19 protein-coding genes and 1 pseudogene are annotated in these 20436 nt (G+C 66.0%); 7 read left to right on the top strand and 13 right to left on the bottom strand.

All coding sequences use genetic code 11. The features are described from left to right. Position 1: 1 nt before the first annotated feature. Together MKK67_RS05620 and MKK67_RS05615 are read right to left on the bottom strand one after the other, a co-directional pair. Positions 2-1321, bottom strand: coding sequence for a dihydroorotase (locus MKK67_RS05620; protein WP_243962693.1), 1320 nt, complete (start codon positions 1319-1321; stop codon positions 2-4). Between the two features lie 12 nt (positions 1322-1333). Beyond that, positions 1334-2014: an aspartate/glutamate racemase family protein gene (locus MKK67_RS05615; protein ID WP_243962692.1), complete on the bottom strand. Its 681-nt coding sequence runs from the start codon at positions 2012-2014 to the stop codon at positions 1334-1336. Between the two features lie 146 nt (positions 2015-2160). Here MKK67_RS05615 and MKK67_RS05610 point away from each other — a divergent pair, with 146 nt between their 5' ends. Next, a complete protein-coding gene (locus MKK67_RS05610; protein WP_243962691.1) occupies positions 2161-3627 on the top strand; it encodes an amidohydrolase family protein in 1467 nt (488 codons plus the stop codon). Between the two features lie 19 nt (positions 3628-3646). On the opposite strand, the gene MKK67_RS05605 is transcribed toward MKK67_RS05610, so the two are convergent. Beyond that, positions 3647-5239: an ABC transporter substrate-binding protein gene (locus MKK67_RS05605; protein WP_243962690.1), complete on the bottom strand. Its 1593-nt coding sequence runs from the start codon at positions 5237-5239 to the stop codon at positions 3647-3649. A 334-nt stretch (positions 5240-5573) separates the two neighbouring features. Here MKK67_RS05605 and MKK67_RS05600 point away from each other — a divergent pair. After that, positions 5574-6193 (top strand): annotated as a pseudogene (locus MKK67_RS05600) (glutathione S-transferase family protein). Between the two features lie 59 nt (positions 6194-6252). Here the strand turns inward: MKK67_RS05600 and MKK67_RS05595 are convergent. From MKK67_RS05595 to MKK67_RS05555, 10 genes are all read right to left on the bottom strand, one after another. Next, positions 6253-7455 carry a Zn-dependent hydrolase gene (locus MKK67_RS05595; RefSeq protein ID WP_243962689.1) on the bottom strand — a complete coding sequence of 401 codons (1203 nt, stop codon included), beginning with the start codon at positions 7453-7455 and terminating at the stop codon, positions 6253-6255. Positions 7456-7638: 183 nt separating this feature from the next. Next, entirely contained in the window at positions 7639-8706 is a 1068-nt protein-coding gene (locus tag MKK67_RS05590) for a phosphoesterase (RefSeq protein WP_243962688.1), read from the bottom strand. Between the two features lie 25 nt (positions 8707-8731). Next, positions 8732-9034: a hypothetical protein gene (locus MKK67_RS05585; protein WP_243962687.1), complete on the bottom strand. Its 303-nt coding sequence runs from the start codon at positions 9032-9034 to the stop codon at positions 8732-8734. 72 nt (positions 9035-9106) lie between these two features. Continuing rightward, positions 9107-10156: a helix-turn-helix domain-containing protein gene (locus tag MKK67_RS05580; protein ID WP_243962686.1), complete on the bottom strand. Its 1050-nt coding sequence runs from the start codon at positions 10154-10156 to the stop codon at positions 9107-9109. After that, positions 10153-10434: a hypothetical protein gene (locus MKK67_RS05575; RefSeq protein WP_243962685.1), complete on the bottom strand. Its 282-nt coding sequence runs from the start codon at positions 10432-10434 to the stop codon at positions 10153-10155. Before MKK67_RS05575 ends, MKK67_RS05580 begins: the two co-directional genes overlap by 4 nt. A gap of 275 nt (positions 10435-10709) precedes the next feature. Then, complete coding sequence (locus MKK67_RS05570; RefSeq protein ID WP_243962684.1) at positions 10710-11792, bottom strand: hypothetical protein; 1083 nt, start codon at positions 11790-11792, stop codon at positions 10710-10712. A 199-nt stretch (positions 11793-11991) separates the two neighbouring features. Then, positions 11992-12174 carry a helix-turn-helix transcriptional regulator gene (locus tag MKK67_RS32845; protein WP_409568368.1) on the bottom strand — a complete coding sequence of 61 codons (183 nt, stop codon included), beginning with the start codon at positions 12172-12174 and terminating at the stop codon, positions 11992-11994. Positions 12175-12282: 108 nt separating this feature from the next. Next, positions 12283-12948 carry a hypothetical protein gene (locus MKK67_RS05565; RefSeq protein WP_243962683.1) on the bottom strand — a complete coding sequence of 222 codons (666 nt, stop codon included), beginning with the start codon at positions 12946-12948 and terminating at the stop codon, positions 12283-12285. Next, complete coding sequence (locus MKK67_RS05560) at positions 12945-14258, bottom strand: tyrosine-type recombinase/integrase (RefSeq protein ID WP_243962682.1); 1314 nt, start codon at positions 14256-14258, stop codon at positions 12945-12947. Before MKK67_RS05560 ends, MKK67_RS05565 begins: the two co-directional genes overlap by 4 nt. A 509-nt stretch (positions 14259-14767) precedes the next feature. Further along, positions 14768-15670, bottom strand: coding sequence for an MBL fold metallo-hydrolase (locus tag MKK67_RS05555; RefSeq protein WP_243962681.1), 903 nt, complete (start codon positions 15668-15670; stop codon positions 14768-14770). A 258-nt stretch (positions 15671-15928) separates the two neighbouring features. Here MKK67_RS05555 and MKK67_RS05550 point away from each other — a divergent pair, with 258 nt between their 5' ends. The 5 genes from MKK67_RS05550 to MKK67_RS05530 form a co-directional block, all read left to right on the top strand. Further along, positions 15929-16594 (top strand): SCO family protein, encoded by a 666-nt coding sequence (locus tag MKK67_RS05550; RefSeq protein WP_243962680.1) that lies wholly within the window; start codon positions 15929-15931, stop codon positions 16592-16594. Between the two features lie 94 nt (positions 16595-16688). Next, positions 16689-18278, top strand: a complete 1590-nt coding sequence (locus tag MKK67_RS05545; RefSeq protein ID WP_243962679.1) for a glucan biosynthesis protein — start codon at positions 16689-16691, stop codon at positions 18276-18278. A gap of 311 nt (positions 18279-18589) precedes the next feature. Then, positions 18590-18820, top strand: coding sequence for a hypothetical protein (locus MKK67_RS05540; protein WP_243962678.1), 231 nt, complete (start codon positions 18590-18592; stop codon positions 18818-18820). 4 nt (positions 18821-18824) lie between these two features. Continuing rightward, on the top strand, positions 18825-19196 hold the full coding sequence (locus MKK67_RS05535; RefSeq protein WP_243962677.1) for a hypothetical protein: 372 nt from the start codon (positions 18825-18827) through the stop codon (positions 19194-19196). A 642-nt stretch (positions 19197-19838) separates the two neighbouring features. Further along, positions 19839-20436, top strand: a 598-nt coding sequence (locus MKK67_RS05530; RefSeq protein WP_243962676.1) for a Crp/Fnr family transcriptional regulator, incomplete at its 3' end; no start/stop codon positions are given.

Below are 20436 nucleotides of genomic sequence, written 5' to 3'. Positions count from 1 at the left end.
CTCAGCCGGAGAAGCGCGCCAGGCACCCGACCGGATCGCCCAAGACCTCGTCATCGTGCATGACGGATTTGCCTCGGACAATGGTGGCGACCGGCCATCCGGTCACGCGCAGTCCCGCGAAAGGAGTCCAACCGCAGGGCGACGCAATCCAGGATTCTTCTATGGTGCGACGTGCCTTCAAATCCACCAGGGTGAAATCCGCGTCGTATCCGACTGCGATGCGCCCCTTACCAAGCAATCCGTAGACACGGGCCGGGCCGGCCGCCATAAGGTCGACGAGGCGCGCCAGCGACAGGCGCCCAGCTGCGACATGGTCGAGCATGACCGGGACTAAGGTTTGGACCCCGGTGAGGCCGGCCGGACAGTCGGGCCAGGGCCGCTCCTTGGCTGCCCGGGCATGGGGTGCATGGTCGCTGCCGATCGTATCGACAGTCCCGTCGCGCACGGCGGCCCAGGCGGCCGCCCGGTGGCGCTCGCCGCGGATCGGCGGATTCATCACCCCGAGCCCGCCGAGCGTATCGTAGCAATTGGGCGCAACCTGAGTCAGGTGGTTGACCAGAACCTCGACGGTCGCGACGTCGCGGAAGTTCCGCAGGTATTCGAGTTCCTCAGCGGTCGATACGTGGAGGATGTGCGTCGCTCGGCCGGTCTTACGGGCCAGTGCCATCAGGCGTCGGGTCCCCAGGAATGCGCATTCCTCGTCACGCCACTCCATGTGGGTTCGGTATGGCTGCCCCCGGCTGAATAGCGGCTTGCGCGCCTGGAGGCGGTATTCGTCCTCGCTGTGGAAGGCCATGCGCCGATGGCCGGATCGCATCGCCCGCTCGAGATGCGCGTCGTCCTCGATCATCAGGGAGGCTGTGGAGCTCCCCGCGAAAACTTTCACGGCGCAGACTCCGGGCTCGCGCTCGAGCGCGGCGAGTGCGTCGATGTTGGTCTTGGCGCCGGCCACGTACAGGCCGATGTCGCACCAGCTGCGGCCAGCGATGTAGTCGCGTTTCCAGGCGAGGCGCTCGAAATCAGCGATCGGCGGATCGGTGTTGGGCATGTCGAACAGGGTGGCGATCCCGCCCAAAACCGCAGCCCGCGTGCCGGTCTCGATCGTCTCCACGGCCGGATCGCCGGGATCGCGCAGGTGCACATGACTGTCGATCAGGCCCGGCAGGACATGCAAGCCGTCGGCGTCGATCAGCACCTCCGCGGTCTCGCCGATTGGCGCTCCGATGGCTACGATGCGCCCATCGCGAACGCCGATATCGGTGACTTCGGCGCCCCAGGGCGTGACGCAGGTGCCGCCGCGGATCAGCAGGTCATAGTGCATCGGCATTCCTCCCTAAGGGGCCGCCCGAAGCAGTACAGCCCCGAGGGCTGCGGCGACGGCCTGCTGACAGGGTTCGACGACCGGGCGCCCGATCGCGCGCTCGACCGCTATCCGGTGGGGCGCCATGCCGGCACAACCGAACACGATGGCGTCGGCACCGTCGTGCTCGATCAGGATCCGGGCCGCCGCGATTAGACGTATGCGGATGGCCTCGTCCGCCGTCTCGGCCGCCAGCGCCTCAATCGGCCGGCTGCCGGCATAGCGCTCCCCGAGGCCCATCTGGCGGACCATCCGGCGCTGGCGGCGCACACTGCCCTCCGACAGCGCCACAATGCCGAAGCGCTCACCGAGGGTGAGCGAGCGAAGGATCCCCCATTCGGCGATGCCCATCACTGGCCGGCCGGCGGCGACCTCGCGGGCGGTCTGCAGACCCGGGTCGCTGAAGCAGGCGATGACGAAGGCGTCCGCCGAATCCTCTGCGATGCGCCGCGCCAGCGGCATCACCACGCAATCCGCGTCCTGCTGCGATGAGATGCTCTCGGGCCCTTCCGGCAGATCCGTCACGGTGATGTCGGGACCGCTCGGCAGGCGCAGCGGCGCCACCGCCGCATCAATGGCGGCCGTCACGGTTCGGGAGGAATTCGGGTTGATCACCAGGATGCGCGCCGGCCTGATGGCGCCGGGATTGGGCATGCCTCCTCCTGTTCGCCCCGCCAAGAGCTGCCTTGCCGCCGACGGACCGATCCCGACCTAGCGAGATTCGGGCCGCGCCACCTTCGACGCTCGCGCGATCGGGCACTGATCTTGCCCCCGGATCCGACCCGGTTAGGAGGTTCTCGATGCACGACAGCGCTGCGGACAAGACGGCCGGCGTAACCCTGGTGAAAGGGGCCCGGTGGGTCGTCGCCTGGGATCCCGACAGCGGCGGCCATGTCTATCGCACCGGCGCGGACGTCGCCTTCGAGGACGGCGTCCTCATCCATATCGGTCCGAACTACGCGGGGCCCCCGGCCGTCCGGACCGTCGACGCATCCGGCTGCATGATCATGCCCGGGCTCGTAGACATCCACACGCACCTGTTCTCAGAACCGATGAACAAGGGCATGTGGGACGAGGTCGGCAGCCCACGGCTCTACAATACCTCGCTCTACGAGTACTTGCCGATCCTGCGTCCGGATGCGGAGGGCACGCGGGCCGCCTATGGGGTCGCGCTGGCCGAGCTGGCTCTCTCGGGGGTCACGACCGTGTGCGACCTCGCCCTGCCGAGCGAGGGCTGGCTCGACCTCCTCGGAAGCTCGGGCCTGCGAGTATGCATCGCCCCGATGTTCCGGTCCGGCCGCTGGCTAACCCGGAACGGCCACAGCGTGGAGTACGAATGGGACGCGGCCGCCGGCCGACGCGGCCTGGATCAGGCCCTGGCCGAGATCGAGGGCGCGGAGGCGCATCCGAGCGGACGTCTCTTCGGTATGCTCTGCCCGGCGCAGGTGGACACCTGCACGGCGGAGCTGATGCGAGATGCCCATGCCGAGGCGGTGCGGCGCGACCTGCGCTTCCACACCCATGCAGCGCAGTCCCTGTCGGAGTTCCACGAGCTCACCCGCCGCACCGGCATGACGCCGATCGAGTGGCTCGACGATCTGGGGGTGCTCACCGAGCGCACCATCGTGGGCCACGGGATCTTCCTGGACGACCATCCCTGGACCCACTGGCACAGCCCGGGCTCGGACATGCGGCGCCTGGCCGAGCGCGGCGCTACGGTCGCCCATTGCCCGACGGTTTTCGCCCGCCGCGGCATCGCGCTCAATCATTTCGGCCGCTACGTCCAGGCCGGCGTCAACATGGGCATCGGCACCGATGTCTATCCGCACAACATGCTCGACGAGATGCGCCTCGTCTCGTACCTCGCCCGGGTCGTGGCTGAGAACCCCCGCGACACCCGCGCGGCGGACGTGTTCCACGCCGCCACAATCGGCGGGGCCCGGGCGCTGGGGCGCTCCGACATCGGCCGTCTAATGCCGGGCTGCAAGGCTGACTTCGTGCTCGTGGACTGCGCGCATCCCGCCATGCGGCCGTGCCGCGACCCCGTGCAATCGCTGATCTATTCGGCGGCCGACCGCGCGGTGCGGCAGGTCTTCGTCGATGGCCGCGAGATCGTGCGCGACGGCCGCGTCCTGACGGTCGATTACGCGGCCGCCGCCGCGGCGCTGGAAGAAGCGCAAGGTCGCGCGCTCGCACAGATCCGGCAGCTCGACTGGGCGGGTCGCGACCCCGACGCCATCGCACCGCCGACCTTTCCGGGGCTGTGAGGCCCCGGCGTCACGATGCTCAGGTGGGTCGCACGTTCCAGAAGGTCGGAAACCCGTCGAGGATCCCGGTGATCCCGGAGCGATAGGCGGTCGGCTGCAGGTACTGGCCCAAGGGGTAGTATGGCACGTCCTCCATGGCTTGAAGCTGGATGTCCCGGCAGAGGGCGGCGCGCCCCGCCTCGTCCGGGGCCGTGAACCAAGCCTCGCGCAGGGCCTCGATCCGCGGCGTCGTGGCCCAGCCGGCATAGCCGGTGTCGCCGGTCCCCCGCAGTGCGATGTACCCGGCGGGATTGAGCCAATCCGTGCCGGACCAGTTCGTGACGAAGGCGCTCCAGCCGCCCTCAGACACCGGCCCCTTGCGGTTGCGCCGCTGTAGCATCGCATTGAACTCGACCGCGTAGACTTCGACCGTCATGCCGACGCGTTGCAGCAGGTCGGCCGCGACTTGGCCGAGCGCCAGGAGCGGCGCCGAGTTCGATGGCACCATCAGCAGTACGGTCTCGCCGGCGTAGCCGGCCGCCTTTAGGTCGGCGCGCACCTTTGCCGGATCGCGTGGCGTCGTGAGCGGCCCGAGCCCGTCCGTTGAGGCCATCGGCGTATCGGGACAGAAGAAGCCGAGGGGCACGTGGAACAGGCTGGGATCGTCGGCGCCCACGATGCCCTGCATGCAGGAGGTCTGGTCGATCGCTCCCAAGAGCGCCCGCCGGATGGCTGGGTTGTTGAAGGGCGGCTGCAAGTGATTGACCCGCAGCATCGTCACGAAGCCAGTTGAATCGAGCACGCGGGTGCTCACGCCTTTGGCCGCTTTCAGCAGACCGAGTTGGTCATGCGAGGCATATTCCTGCCAGTCGGCTTCGCCTGCGATCAGCGCGGAGGTCGCCGTGGAGGTGTCGCCGATAACGCGCCACTCGACCCGGTCGTAGTAGGCGACCTTGGGACCCGAGGTCCAGGTGAGCGAACCGTCGTTGCGGGGCACGTAGCCCTCGAAGCGGGTGTAGACAGTCCGGTCACCGGGCACCCGCTCGTCCGCCTTGAAGCGGAACGGCCCGGAGCCGACGAGTTCCGGCACCTGCTGGAACGGGTCCGTGATGGCGAGCCGCTCCGGCATCATAGCACAGACCGGCACCGAAGCCTTACCCAGTGCAATCGGCAGGAGCGGGAACGGGCGCTTGAGGCGGAACCGGATGGTCCGATCGTCCGGCGCCGACAACTCGTCCGTCGCCTCCAGGAGTGAGCCGCCGAAGGGGTCGCGCTTGGCCCAACGGCGCAGGGAGGCCACGCAGTCGCGGGCGAGCACACGGGTTCCATCGTGGAAGAGAAGGCCTTCGCGCAGGGTCAGATCCCAGCGGCGCCCATCCTCATCGACTCGATGGCCCTCGACCATTTGGGGCGTGGCGCGGAAGGCGGCGTCCATGCCGTAGAGCGTGTCGAAGACCATGTAGCCATGGTTGCGGGTGATGTACGCGAACGTCGTGACCGGATCGAGCGTGACGAGATCCTGCTGCGGGATGAAGCGTAGGGTCGATGCGGCAGCCGCCCGGACCAAGGCTGGAGCTGCGACCGCGCTGGCAATTGCGGCCCCCGCCCCTTGCAACAGCGTCCGTCGCTTCATCGAAGAGCTCCCAATTTATCGCGGGCTGGTCGTGGTGCCCTGAGTGCCGCCCCGACTTGCGCAGCGATCTACGACGCAGGGACTTGCAGGAATGGGGCCGGACGACTGATCTCATATGCGGAGGAGGCGAGGCCGGTTCAGAACCTTGCGCTGAGTCACGACCCAAACGGCTTTAAGCATCGAGCACTCGAGCCGTACGATAAAATTTGCCATCAATACGATTGATCGTCTTGCTAGGATGCCCGGTCAAGCCTTCTTGGGCGGTGAATCCTGCAAAATTGCCCGGGAGGTTTTGTTGAGATAGCTATTCGGCTCCTAAGCAGAGGCGCCGGACATGATCGATCTATACGCCTGGAACACCCCAAATGGACGCAAGATCAGCGTCGCGCTCGAGGAGATGGAGCTGCCCTACCAGGTCGAGACGGTCGACATCACCAAAGGAGAGCAGCTCGAACCAAGCTTCCTGGCGATCAGCCCAAACAACCGCATTCCTGCCATCGTCGATTCAGACGGGCCGAATGGTGCGCCGATCTCGGTGTTCGAATCCGGTGCGATCCTACTGTATCTCGGCGAGAAGACGGGCCGCTTCCTACCCGAAGATCGAAGGCTGCGCGTGGCCGTGCTCGAATGGCTGATGTGGCAGATGGGCGGTTTCGGTCCGATGCCGGGCCAGGTCCATCACTTCCTGAATGTCGAGGAGCAGAAGCGGACCTATGGGCTTGAGCGGTATCTCAAGGAGACGCGGCGGCTCTACGGCGTCCTGGATCGCCGCCTGGCTCAGGTTGAGTACGTGGCGGGTCCGCTGTCGATTGCGGACTTCGCGATCCTTGGCTGGGCATGGCGGCACGAACGTCACCAGTGAATCTCGCCGAGTACCCGCACGTGCAGCGTTGGTATCAGGTCCTGATGGATCGACCTGCCGTTAAACGGGGCTTTGAGATCGCGTTGAGCTGATGCGGGGGGAATTCTTCTAGCGGCGTTGAAGTGCGTTTACTAGGAAACGCAGCGTTAGACTATCCTGCCAACACCCGCGCCGCCGCTTCGCCGAGCGCGCGCACTCCGGACTCTAGGTCCGCGTCGCTGGTATCTTCTGCCCAATGGTGGCTGATGCCGCTGATCGACGGGACGAACAGCATGGCGGCCGGGAGGATCCGGGCCATGTTCTGGGCGTCATGGCCGGCGCCCGAGGGCATCACCTGCCAGCGACCGGGGCAGACCTGCTCGCAGGCCTCCGAGAGAGCGCGCATGAGGTCCGGGTCGCAGGGGGCGGGGATCGCTTTTGATAGGGCCGTGAGCGTGGCGGGACAGCGCTCGTGCCGGTTCGATTCGCGCACCAGCGCCTCGAGGCACACTTCCATCCGCTCCAGCACTGGGATCGACACGTCCCGGAACTGGAAGGCCACCTCGGCGCGGCCCGGGATGATGCTGTAGCCGCCGGGATCCAGGGTAATTCGCCCGGTGGTCCAGGTGCTGCGCGGGCCACAGACCTTTGGAAATTCCCGGTCGATCGCCGCGAGCAGGCGCACCGCCGAGAGCCCGGCATCCCGACGCTCGGCCATGGTGGTGCCGCCGGCATGGTCCTGGTTGCCCGTGAACACGATCTGGAATTGCCAGATCGCCACGATGCCGCTGACCACGCCGAGGTGCCGGCCGGCAGATTCGAGCTGCGTGCCCTGCTCGATATGCAGTTCCAGAAAGCCTCGATAATGGGACTGATCGAGCTGCATCCGCGGCAAACCGGCGAGTCCCGCGGATTCGAGGGCCGCGCGCAGGGGCGTGCCGTCGGTGCGGTTGCGGGCGGCATCGATCTCGGCCTCGGTCAGGTCGCCGATCGCCGAGCGGCTGCCCAAGAAGCCGCCGGAGAAGTGGCCCTCCTCGTCCGCGAAAGCGACGACGTCGACGGGCAAACCGGCCCGGGCCAGCGCTAATCCGGCGACGACACCCAGCGCCCCGTCGAGCCAGCCAGCCTCGTTCTGGGTCTCGATGTGGCTGCCCACTAGAAGGTGGGGTCCAGGACCGCGATGACGCCCGAGCACGTTGCCGATCCCATCGATCGACGCCTCCAAGCCGCAGGCCTCAAGCCGGGCCATCAGCCAACGACGCGATTCCATGTCCCGGGGCGAGAAGGTCGGCCGGTGGACACCGGTGCGAAACCGGCCGATCTCGCGCAGGGCGTAAAGGTCAGCTAGAAACGTTTTGGTGTCGATCTCGGTCATGCTGCTGGGCCCAGATGTTAATGCCCGGATCCTGCAAGGTTCGTGCGGAGAGCACTCCCACCATGGCACGCTGCCTATCGGCCACAGCCGCCCGTCATAGGGGGGGGCCATCACCAAACGGGAATCCGGTCGTCTCGACCTTCAACGGACGCCTGAGGCAACAGTGAACCGCGTGTGGCTGGTTCACGAGACGAACGTCTCAGGTCCGAAGCCCAGGCCCGACGCAAACCGGTTCCATGTCTCCACCCGGACTTGACCGCCGGTGGCGCGGCGATGCCCCTGAGCGAACTGGTCATCAGCACCGAGCTCAGGCGCGCGCTCCAGCAGAAACGCGATCAGGTCCGGGACGGTGGCGCTGCGCGCGGCGAAGTGGACGTAACCAGATCGGAAGCCCGCGTTGGCGCCGATCACCACCTGTCGGCGCAGGCGGTGGGTCCAGGACTGTGCGACGAGCGGATGGATCTGGCAGGGCGAGTCGGCTCGGATCAATGCCACGGGCCCAGCGAAAAGTGGCGCCACCGTACGGGCAGCATCAAGCGCTGCCTTCACCTCGGCCCGGGCGTCGTGCAGAGCCTCAGCATCCGGATCTGCAGCGGACAGAATGTCAGCGGGCCCGGCAGCCCGTAGGAGCAACCGTAGGGCGGGACCGGCATCGCCGGAGGCTGAGCGGCGGGGTGCGTTGACGAGGCTCACCACCTCTCGCAACGCCTTGGCCGTGTGCGCCTTCTTGATAGGCGCCATCACATCGGGGAAATCAGCGCTCGCCCCGCGTTCGCCGAGATCGCCGACAAGCCCAACCCCGGCGAGCCAGGCTAAATTGTCCGCCTCCCCGAGGGAGGATGCGCAGGCATAGGCCAACAGGCTTGAGGTCGGGATCGGCGTATCCGCATGCCCGCTGATCATAACGGCATCAGCTCCGTTGGGCATCGAGCGGGGCACGTGATGATCCATCAGGATCATGGGCACGCCGGGCAGGATGGCGCCGGCCTGCACGCCGAGATCGGTCACTACGATGCCACCAGGGGCGAGTGGTGCGAGCTCATCGTGGATCGCGGTCGACCAAGCAGACTCTCCACGACCGATCACTCGGACATGGGTGGGGCCGCGGCCAGCCCTATCAAAAGCTCTCGCCAGGATGGCGCCCGCGGACAAGCCATCGGCATCGTCATGGCAGAGGATCGCCGGAGCTCCCGATCCGAAACTCGAGACGGCCTTGGCGAAGGTTGCCCCGTGGGCGGCAAGATCGGCCATGGCCGTCATCTCCTGGATAGCTGCCTCAGGCTTCTTCCGCTTTGCGCCGCCCACGGCCGTGCTGCTCCTTCGTCATCGCCGCATCCTCAGCCGCCGCCAGCTTCTCGGCCTTGCCAGCGGTGGCGGACGAAGTGCCGGCCTCCGGCGAATGATCTGTTGCCGCGGTCGAGGCTGCCTGCTTCGGATGCCCTTTGCTATTGGTCGGCGATTCAGCTTTGCCGCCCTCGGTCACATCAGAATGACCGGCGTCGGCCTTGGCGCTTCCAGCCGCCTGCACTTCTTCAGCCCTTTGAGCCTTGGCCGACTGGTTGTGGCTGTTTTCTGACATGCGGTTTTCCTCCGGGTGGCACCGGGCAACCGCATCAGGAGGGCAGAGTTGCCGAACCGCTTGACGCAGGCGTCAGCTCGATGCGGCTTCTGGCGGCTTTGAATAGCCACCTATAGTCTTCCTAAGAGCACCCACGGTGGTAGGTGAAACACCGACCCGGCGCGCGATCTCGCGATCCGTTAGACCCTGATCCAGCATGGCGAGCACGTCGCGACGCTTGTCGGCGTTGGTCCTGTGGGGGTGTCCAGATTGGACAACGGTTTCTGCGCGATCCGGGGAACGGTCTTTTTCGAGGAAGTCGTGAAACCCATCGGACTGTCCATTTTGGACGGACGGCTTGTCCGATTGGCGGAGCCGCTGGCCCATGCGCTCTACATCTTCAGTAAGCTGATCGAGGAGCCGCCGCTCCTCGACGACGTCACGATGCCATTCCCGCTCGTTCAGGATCCGCATCCATTCGAGGCGGGCCCGAAGATCATTCAGCGATTGCGCTGGTAGGGTATCGAGCCGATCTTCAAGGTATTCCGACCGACCCCGAACCCACACCAGGGGTGAAGCGTCCGGCCAGAAGGCGCATTGATCGTCGGAGCGCTTCTCCCAATAGCGCCATTCCACCAGGGTCTCGCGAACAGTCCTGGGCGTTTCGTAGGCGCTGGCGATGGCCTGTTGTGCGTCCGCAGGCATCCGCGACCAGCGACCGCCATCCCAACCCTGCAGCGTATCCATTTCCCCATTGATGATTGGCTTGCGCAGGATCACTGGCCGACAAGCTGCTTCCAAAGAGCGCTCCCGCTCGCATGGCTCCCAGACGGCTTCCTCGCTGCCGTATTCAGCCAAGACCACCGCCCGGCGAATGGAGCGCTCTTGGTCACGCTCGGCGCGCTGTGCACGCATCTCAGGTGTGTTGAACAGTTCATTGAACGCGGCCGCCATCGTCTCGGCCTTCGTCACTGGCTTTGAGGCGTCCAATCTGGACAACGCCTGATCGACGGTCATTCCCGCCTTCGTGGCGATCTCTTTCATGCGCGCAGCAGCTGATGCCTTCTCGCCGGCATTCGTCGTGCTGTCGTGCAACGTCCTGATCTTCGCGAACCGGTCATGGTCGAGGGCGGCCATCGTCATGCCCGGCCTCCATGCGAACGGGGAACCGGAGGACGGAGGTCATCGAAAGCCGAATCCAGCTCGGCCGCTTCAATCGCGGCTCGAATCGCTGCCATCATCGCATCGGCATTGGCCACCGTGAGTTCAATCCGATCAGTGGCCTTCGATGATTCACCGACGCCTGCCCGGAGGCGGAGGCGGACCTGAGGCCTGCCATTCACCATCATGGTGCTGACGATTGCGCGGTGATCACGCTCACCTGCAATTCCTACCTTCCGGGCGATGCGAACGCCGCTCATCTGTCCAACCTCCATGATGCGATATGGCGGCCGCCCACACCGAACCGGCATGGGCGATTTGACTCAGGATCCACGGGCAACGCAGATCGCTCGGCCGAGGCGGCATTCAGCGCGCTCCAGATGGGCGATCGCCGCGTCCGTGTCGCCACGGGCCTCCGCATGACCGGCAGCGCGGCGGTCCCAGCGAGCGAGCACTTCCAGCCACCAGGGCCATAGGCGACGCTGGATCCAAAGTATGGGCAGCGCGACGGTGAGCAGGATTGAGAACCGCCACATCACGAACCTCCATTCAGCGATAGGGCCTGCACCGACCTTATGGGAGGCCGCGGTTGGTGCTCGCGGATTGCGTCCGCCCGGGGAGGAGCGAGCGGCCGTCGTATTGAGGCACCACCGCCGGTCCCATCACCACCCGAAAGCAGCAGCGGGTCGGCCTCCGTGGCCCTACCGATTCCCGTCCTGCCCCCGTGCGAATGCACGTCAGCACCATCGCTTCGATCGACACCGCCGCATCTCGCTGGACCCGGTTCGATTTTGTTTTTTGAGAGATCCACACCGTGAGACAGGTGTGTCTCATCACCCTTTGAGAAGAGAACGTGGGTGGACACACCTGTCTCACGCCTTCGATACCAAGTGGCGCGGCTGATCCCCTCTATGATCCAGGGCTGTTGCTTGGCGGTGGACCGCTGCTCGTAGATGCTTCGAGCGGTTCGCCCCCGTTGGACACGTTTCCGCTCGCGGTCGCGCTTACGCCGGGCCTCCTTCTGCCGTGCAATCCGATCTGAACGAGGTTCGTCAACGGCCTCGATTTGCGTGAGCTTGAACTCCGCTCGTTCAGCCGAGGTCACCGCGAGGAGTTGCCCCGTCGCGGTCGCGCTCATGAGCTTCTGCCCGTGAGCCGCGCTGTATCGAATGACGCTCTGGATGATCGTTTCGAGCTCGGCATTGCTGAAGCTCCCAAGCCACGCGCGTTCGATCGTTATCCGTAAGGATTCGAGATCCAAGCCGAACCACCGCAAAAAGCGCTGGCGGCCCGGGATCCCGTATGGGCCCGCCGGCACAGATCCGAGGATCGAAGCCAGCGCGAAGGCAAAGTTGCCTGGATCGACCGACAGACCACGGTGCCGGCGATCTCTGGCCAGCTTGATGATATCTGCCAGCCTGAACGCCGCACGAGCCCGCCGAGTTTTCCAATCGAGCGGGAAAGCTTCGACGTTGCTTATTGGCGAAGGCGTGTCGGCGCTGTATGTAGAGGGGGCTTTCCCAAGCAATCCCAACTCGGATTTTGAAAGGCGGTCGTTCCCAGCGGCCGCCTTTCTCCGTTCAGGATCCCTTTCGCCCCGAAGCGGGGCGCAATTCATGTTGGGGACACTCCCCCTGCTTCACCGCCGATCGAGAGGGCGCTGATCGCGTTCATAGCGGCTTTGCGAGACGGGTAGCTGCCGAGAACGGAGCCATCGGCCCGGAAGGCAGTCACGCCACCAGCGGTGCTGCGCGTGTGACCAATGAGGCGTTGTCCGGCGTAGATCGCCTGATCACCTACGAGAGTGCCGGGCCGTCTCATGCCGCCTGCTCCCGAGAAGCGAGCCAGGCCTCAATATCGCTCTCGCGCCATGCGTGCTTGCGAAGGCCAATGACGATCGGGGCCGGGAACCGGTTGCGTCGACGAAGCCGGTAGAGGGTCGTTTCCGAGAGCCGGACGCGCTCACGTACCTCGTCGGGAGTGAGAAGCTTATCTGTCATGTGTCGCCCTTTCTTGTTGGACGACGCCTTTAGTAATCACATGACGCTAGCTCGTAACGAGGCGTGTGCGAGAGATTTTACGTTACCAAACACCAGTGGTGTGACCCGTCATTTCACGACCCGCAAAACACCACTCCCCTTATAGTCTCGAAGAGCCTGACGGACCGAATGGGGGTTTGGCGGCTCCAATCCGAGTGCCACGTGCATAATTTGAAGCACGCGCATGATCGGGCCGCCATCCGTGTACCCGAGTTCCTTACCTAGGTCGCACCAGAGCTTGAATACGGGTTCCCAGATCTCTCGGCGCTCTACACTTTTGGCACCATCCTTCGGATCGATGCGCAAGATCCGGAGTTCGTCCGGGTTGGACGCGAGTTCACCTGCGGTGCTTACAAGATGCCCTAAGTTAGAGATAAAAGTTCGGTTGATTCGATCGCTGTCTTGCAATCGATCAGTGAATTTCTCCGCATCTGAAAGACCGTAAAACAAATGTTCAGTGAGCGTTTCTTCAGCAAGATGTTGCCGGAGGATCCTCGCGGCAGCGGCAATGCGCTCCAGTCTCTCCCTGTGCAATTTTATAGAACCATAATATTCCTCAAAATTACGTTGCGTGAGGTACATCTCGGACACATTCGCCATGGTGTCCATGAGCTTGCCATGTGTCTCACCATCGCGGACCCCGTATTCAATCGCGAGCTGCCGATGCTGCTCTGCCGAGAAGGCGCGGAAGGGCCGAAATTCGTACCCGCCGAACGGATCAGCCGGAGTGCTCATTGGACAGCCCTCTTCTTGAGCGTCAGCACGTTCGTTGCCGGCCGCTTCTCAACGGCGCCGGTCACGAGGCCGATGTGCGTCTCCCACGCTCCGAGCGCGGCGCGCTTCTCACGGAGGCGGTCGTATTTATCGTACACCGTCCCGTGGACGTCTTTCTCAGAATGGCCAGTCACCGCACGGCGGTTCTCCGCGGTGATGCCGAGCGCCGACATGCCGCTGATGACGGTCCGGCGAAAATCGTGCGGGGTAGGGGGATGAGCCTTCAGGCTTCGGATCGCATCGGCGTCGGGCCCCTGCACCACCATGCGCTCGATTACGCGCCCAAGCCCTTGGGAGAGGCTGTGTCGTGCGAGGGTTGCACGGCTAGTAAACTTACTGGCGAACACGGACCCATGCTCGTCCCCATCCCTTTGGCGGCGCTCGATAGCGAGCCGGATGACGCGACGCGCATAGGTGTTGAGCGGGACGAGATGTGCCCTGCGGCTCTTGTGACGCGACGCCGGGCATTCCCAAGCAGCACGTTCCTCATCCTCGAATCCCGAGATTTCACGGAGGAGCATCCCGGCGACCTCGATCGGCCGTTGCCCAAGCAGCAGAAGGAGGAGGAGGGCGTCGGCGACGTCTTCACCCACATCCTCAGGGGATAGCAGGGACTTCCAAAGCACCCGAAGCTCCGCGTCATTAAGAGCGCGCTCCTTCGGGGCCTCCTTGCCACCGCGCTTTCGCAACCCGGAAATCGGATTTGCTGAAAGCAGGTCGCTCTCCACCGCCCAGTTCAGCATCTTAACCAGAATGGTCTGCGTGCGGTTGGCGCTGACAGGAGCGGTCTTGGCAATCTCGTCGAGCACTTCGATCAAATCGCGCTTGGTGATGGATGCCATGTCTCTCGATCCCAGCTTCGCCCGCGGTCGCGCCAGCTGCTGCTCATCCTGCTTCCAAGAGGCCTTGTTGGGCTTGGCGTAGGTAGTGATGTACTGGGCAGCCAGCGCGTCGAAAGTCAGAGCTGTCTTGGCAGCCTCTCGACCATCGCGACGGTCTTTCTGGGGGTTCCCTCCGTCCAAGACGGTCACCCGATGGCGCGCAGCACGCTCCCTGGCATCGGCGAGGCTCAATGCCTTCAACGGGCCGAGAGTGATCCGCTCATAGGCGGCACCGTTGCGCGGTCGGTAGCGAAACGACCAGGTCACCGAGCCCTTTGACGTGACCCTCAGGCAAAGGCCTTCGGTCTTGCTGTCCCAGATTTCCAGCCGACCTGTGGCGGGGAGCTGAAGCGCTCTCAGATAGGCTGCGGTGAGGTCAACAATCGCCATCGGATCGCCGTCCAATCGTCCCCACCGGGGTTCGTAGGGGGTTCACAGAAGCGCAGCCATCCGGCTGCTCATGAAAATGAGTGAACACCTAAGGCGTTGAACTAGCAAGGGGCTTTAGCGCCCTAAGAAAACAATCGCAAACGTCCGCCCGCGAGTTCTGCTTGTCTGGGGGACAGGGGGTCGTCGGTTCAAGTCCGGCCACTCCGACCATATTTTTTTTCGCCCAGCGCGACCATGATGGCGCGGGCGACGATCCTTCGATTTCGGACCTCGAAATTCGGCTTCGCGGAAAAATCTCGCGTCCGCGTTTCAGAGCCTGTTTGACGGCGTGATCGCAGTCGCGTGACGGCTCTGATCGACAGATATCCCAATCTCTCCCCTCATCCTGAGGTGCTGCGTAGCAGCCTCGAAGGAGCCCTCCAGGGATCGCCCGGCCAGATGGAGAGCTCCGCTCCGCTACGCCACCTCAGGATGAGGTCGAGAATGGGAAAGACCGGTCAAACAGGCTCTCAGTCCGGCGGCGCGTAGGCCGAGCCGTCCGCGGCCCGCAGCGGCGCCTCCACGTAGCGCCCGTGCTCCGGAACGGCGACCCGATCAAAATCCTCGGCGAGGGCGTGGAGCGCCCGACGCATCTCGGCGCCCTGGAGTGGGCGGCCGTGGCCGGTGATGACGCGCTCAGGCTCGAGGGCAGCGAGTGCCCGAACCGAGTCGCGCGCCGCGCCCCAATCGATCGTCAGATACATCGGCGGCCCGTGCAGCTCGGGTTCCTGCAACGCCACCGCGTAGGCCGATTCCTGCGCCGTGGTGACGAAGGCGTCGCCGACGATCAGGGTGCGGTCGGCCTCGCGCCAGAACGAGACATGGCCCGGGGCGTGGCCGGGCGTGTGGATCCAGCGCCAGCCGGCCATCGGCGGCACGGAGCCGTCCTCCGGCAGGAGCTGCAAGCGCGAGGATACGTCGACCGGTTTCGTCGGGAAGAGCGGCGACAGGCGGCCCAATAAGCCGCCGCCGACGCTGGGATCGGGAGCCGGGTAGGACGCGCTGCCGTCGAGATAGGGCCGCTCCAACGCGTGCGCGTAGACCGGGACGTCCCACTCTTCGGCGAGGTCCTCCAGCACGCCGACATGGTCGAAATGGCCGTGGGTCAGCACGATTGCGGCGGGCCGTGCGCTCGCACCGAACCGTTTTTCGGCCGCCGCCTCGATCGCGCCCTTGGCGCCCATCACGCCGGCATCGACCAGAACCCAGCCGCGGTCGCCGGCCCCCGGCTCCCCGACGAACACGGTGTTGACCAGGACGAGCCGCCGATAGGCGACATCGCCGATGATCGCGTGGGTGGAATCGTCCCGCTCGGCGTCGCGCGCCGGATCGTCGGCGCGGGCTTTCGGGTCGACCGGGATCTGCTGGGCCATGCGCGGCGGCTTCCATGCGGGTTGCCCGAGGAAGCCGGCCTCGGCCGAGCCCGCTCAGGTCGTTGCGGCGGCAGGGGTTTTGCCACCGTGGCGACGGCCGCTCCGGCGTGGAAGGCTGCCGCCGCTGGTCTACCGCCAACCGGGCTCGTAGAAGCATGTTCCCCACGCACCCGGGGGGCCGCCTCGCCGCAGCGGCATCGCGCGCCGCAATCCCGACCCCATATCGTAGCCATCGACGCTCCCGTCGCAGGTCCCAGCATGGCACCGAGCCCGCTCACCCTCATCGCGTCCGCCGCCATCGTCGCCCTGGTCGCCACCGGCACGGGGGCGATCGTCCTGCAGCAGGGCTCGAAGTTCAGCCATCCGCGCCGGGTCGGCGGCAGCTTCGCGATGGCGGATCTCGACGGGCGCCCGGTGAGCCAGGCCGACCTGCTCGGCAAGCCGGCGGCCCTGTTCTTCGGCTTCACCCATTGCCCGGAGGTCTGCCCGACGACGCTCACGACCCTGTCCGGCGCGCTCGGACGGATGGGCCGCGACGCCGACCGCGTCAACGTCGTGTTCGTCACCTTGGACCCGGAGCGCGACACCCCCGAGAGCCTGCGGGATTACTTGACCGCCTTCGATCCGCGCATTCGCGGCTTCGTCGGGACACCCGAGCAGGTGGCCCGCATGGCCGACGCCTACCACGTCGCCTACAAGCGCGTGTCGGTTGCGGGCGGCGACTACACGATGGAGCATTCCGCCACCGTCGGCCTGTTCGACAAGACCGGCCGCATGGTCGGGGAGATCGGCTACGGCGAGGACGAGGATCGCACCCTGTCCAAGCTGATCACGCTGGCGCTGCCGGGCCAGTGCGCCCCCGGGGGCGGAGCCGCCCTCTGGGAAACCGACGGCCCCACCAACGCCTGCGGCCCACGAAGCTGAACCTCGGCCGACCCGACGGTCAATTGCGCGGTCATCCGAGCGTGACTAGAGGGCGGAGCAGGTCGTCGGACCGGCGATTCCCGGAGGTTTCAGCTTGATCACGCGACGCGCCCTGACAGCCGTGGGCCTGCTGGCCCTCTCGCCCCTCGCGCAGCCAGCCCTGGCCGCGTCCGGCGGTCCGCGCTTGGCGCCGCCGGAGCCGATGGATTTCGACCGCCTCAAGGAACTGGCCCGCACGCTGCGCGACCGGCCCTACGCGCCGCCGCCCGAGGCGCCGGCCTCGCCGACCTTGGACGCCCTGACCTACGGCCCCCTCCAGGAGATCCGCTACCCGCCCGCGCACGCCCTATTCCCGGACAGCCCGTACCCGGTCACCTTCTTCCACCTCGGCAACTTCTTTCGGCACCCGGTCAAGATCTTTGCCCTCGAAGGCGGCCAGGCCCGCGCGGTGCTGTATTCCCGCGATCTCTTCGCCTACCCGCCCGGCAATCCCGGGAAGGATCTGCCTGACGGCGCCGGGTTTGCCGGCGTCCGCTTCCAGAAGGTCCCGGCCGACCAGCCCGGCGCCGACGGCGATTGGCTGGCCTTCCTCGGCGCCTCCTATTTCCGTGCCGCCGGCGACGGAGCGCAATACGGCGCCTCGGCCAGGGGCATCGCCATCGACACGGCACCGGGACCGGGCAAGACGGAGGAATTCCCGGTCTTCACCCGCTTCTACGTGTCGCCAGCCGCGGACGGGGCGGTCACCATCCTGGCCCTGCTCGAAGGCCAGAGCCTCACCGGCGCCTACCGGTTCACCGCCCGGAAGGAACCGCATGTGGTGATCGATGTCGCCTGCACGCTCTACATCCGGAAGGCGGTCGAGCGGTTCGGCGTCGCGCCGCTGACCTCGATGCTCTGGTATTCCGAGGGGATGAGCCGGTTCCTCGCCAGCGACTGGCGGCCCGAGGTGCACGATTCCGACGGGCTGCTGATGCAGACCGGCGCCGGCGAATTGATCTGGCGCCCGCTCAACAACCCGCCGCGGCTCAGCGTAAGCGCCTTCGCGGACCGCTCGCCGAAAGGGTTCGGCCTGCTCCAGCGCGACCGGGCCTTCGACAACTACATCGACGACGGCTTCGAGGAGAACCGCCCCGATATCTGGGTGGAGCCGCAGGGCGATTGGGGGGCGGGCAGCGTGCAGCTCGTCGAGATCCCGACGCATCAGGAGACCGACGACAATATCGGCGCGATGTGGGTGCCGGCCGACCCGCCGGCCGCCGGGGCCGAGCGCAGCTTCGCCTATCGCCTGCACTGGCCGGTGACCGAGCCGGTAACGACGGACCTGGCCCGCTGCGTCGCGACCCGGGCGACCAAGGCGTCGCGGCTCTCCGACGCGGATCGGCGTCCGGGCCGGGCGAACCTCGTGCGCCAGTTCGTGCTGGAATTCGAGGGCGCGGCCCTGGCGGGCCTCGATCCGGAGAAGGCCCAGGTGGCGCTGACGCTGTCGCGCGGCCGCGCCGAGGAGATCGGCGCGACCTGGGCACCCTACGGAAAGGCGAGCCCCTGGCGTGTCTTCCTGAAAGTCTACGCCGAGGGCCCGGAGCCGATCGAGATGCGGCTGCAGCTCAAGAGCGGCGGCCGGCTGCTCTCCGAGACCTGGGCCTACCAGTACTATCCGGAGGCGCCCGGGACGGTGCTTTAGAGCCTGTTTGAACGGCCTTCTCCCATCTCGACCTCATCCTGAGGTGGCGTAGCGGAGCGGAGCCCTCGAAGGAGCCCTCCAGCCTGCCGCGCGATCCCTGGACGGCTCCTTCGAGGCTGCTGCGCAGCACCTCAGAATGAGGGGGCGATTGGGATACACGTTGGCCAGAACCGTCACGCGACGGCCATCGCGCCGTCAAACAGGCTCTCGACGAAAGGCCAACGCGGCGCATTGCCGGCGCGCCGCGACCGTCCTTACAAGGTTACTCTGGGGCGGCACCGCGCCGTCCCGTCACCGCATCCGAGGCCGGCATGAACGGCGAACCACCGCCCGGCCTCCACCTGCCCGAGGCCCTGACCCGGCTGCTGAAAGCACCCCGGAGCGCGATCTGGCCGACGCCCGAGGACAGGCATCGCCTGCGTCTCGGCCGCCAGCGGCCCCGCGAGCCGAGCCGGGCCGTGATGGGCGTCTGGATCTGGGCAATCCTGTACAACCTGATCGGCTTCGCGATCCTCGCGACCCTGTGGCGGACGATGCACTGACCCGATGACAGCACCCCCATTGACTCATTCCCGCATCCTCTGTGCAATCCTGGCCGCGCTGCCTCTGCTGGCCGCACCGGCTGCAGCGCAGGCGCCCGAAAGCGCCCTGAACGCGGATGACGGCACCGGGGCGGTCAAGGTCTGCGCGCCGGTGGCGATGCCGCGCTGGCGCTCGATGATTCCAGCCCCCAAGACCTGGACCTTCCTGGATTGCATGGGTTTTTCGGGCGAGATGGGCGCCAGCCATTTCCAGCTCGGCTGCCTGTTCGCCAACGTCACACCGCATGCGCAGAAATACGCCTGGGGGCCGATGGTGGCGATCGAGAAGGCGGCCTTGGCCAAGCCGCAGCCGCCGATGCCCAATTGCGGCTGGTGAGGCGTCGGATCAGCGCTGACCGGCCAGGCTGGCGGGTCAGTCCGGGGCGAGCGTGAGGTGAGCCTGGAAGACGATCGCGCCGCCCTCGTTGCGGACCCGCGCTTCCAGGCGTAGGCCGATCAGGTCGGACGCCAACGGCCATCCTAGCTTGACCTGAAGCGAGTCGTTGGCGACTTCCACCGAGGCTTCCGCGCGGATCGACAGGCCTCGTGCCGGGCGCAGAACTCAAATCGTTCCTCGTCCCGAGAAAGCACTTCGCTATCGATTATATCGGTCACAAAGCGGACGACACACAGCATCCGGGGGCAAACACGACACGCGCTGCATCGGATCGTGACTGTCGCTAACTTGTGTTAAGGCGTCCTGCGCCTTCGCTCCGCAGGGCCGAACGGTGTTCCGCGCGTTACAGCATGGCCGAGAAGCGTTCACCGCGGATATGAAATCTGTTTCCAGCATTGAGCCAAAACAGACGCGATGCGCCGGCGGCTCATCGTCTGAAAGCGTACATAGATCGCGGAGAAGCTCAATTTCTCTTGTGGTCGGCCGGTGGCCGTTTACCTCGATTCGAGCGTGAGCAGCCACGCTCGAGCGCCGATAACCGAGAGATTGTCCGCGCCCGAACCCTGAATTTGGAGCGGAGCCTTGGATCGACCGAAGCAGGACGGCGTCCGCAATCGTCTGCTCCGTCTCATGGCACCCGATGATTTCGCCCGTCTCGCCCCCGCGCTGGAGACTGTCTCGGTACCGCTGCGCGAGTTGCTGATCCTGCCGCTCGAGCCGATCGCCTACGCGCATTTCGTCGAGGAAGGCATCGTCTCGCTGGTCGCCGACACGGTCGAGGGCCGGATCGAGATCGGTGTCGTGGGCTATGAGGGGATGTGCGGCGCACCGCTCGTGCTGGGCACGGACCGCACGCCGCATACGGCCCTGGTCCAATCCGATCTCGTGGCCCTGCGGCTTCCTGCGGCGCTCCTTCAGGCGGCGTTGAGCGAGAGCGCAACCCTGCGCAGCCTGCTCGGGCGATACGTGCAGAGCCTGATCGTCCAGGTCGGGCATACGGTCTACGCCAACACGGATCTCACCATTGAGGCGCGGCTCGCGCGGTGGATCCTGATGACCCACGACCGGCTGCAGAAGGACGAGCTGATCCTCACGCACGAGTTCCTGGCGATGATGCTCGGCGTTCGGCGGCCCGGCGTCACGACGGCGACGCATGTGTTGGAGGGCGCGGGCATGATCC

Source organism: Methylobacterium sp. J-072 (genome assembly GCF_022829425.1).
Taxonomy (GTDB): Bacteria; Pseudomonadota; Alphaproteobacteria; order Rhizobiales; family Beijerinckiaceae; genus Methylobacterium.
Note: the sequence above shows the minus strand (reverse complement) of the source record. Positions and strands in the feature narration are given on the sequence as shown.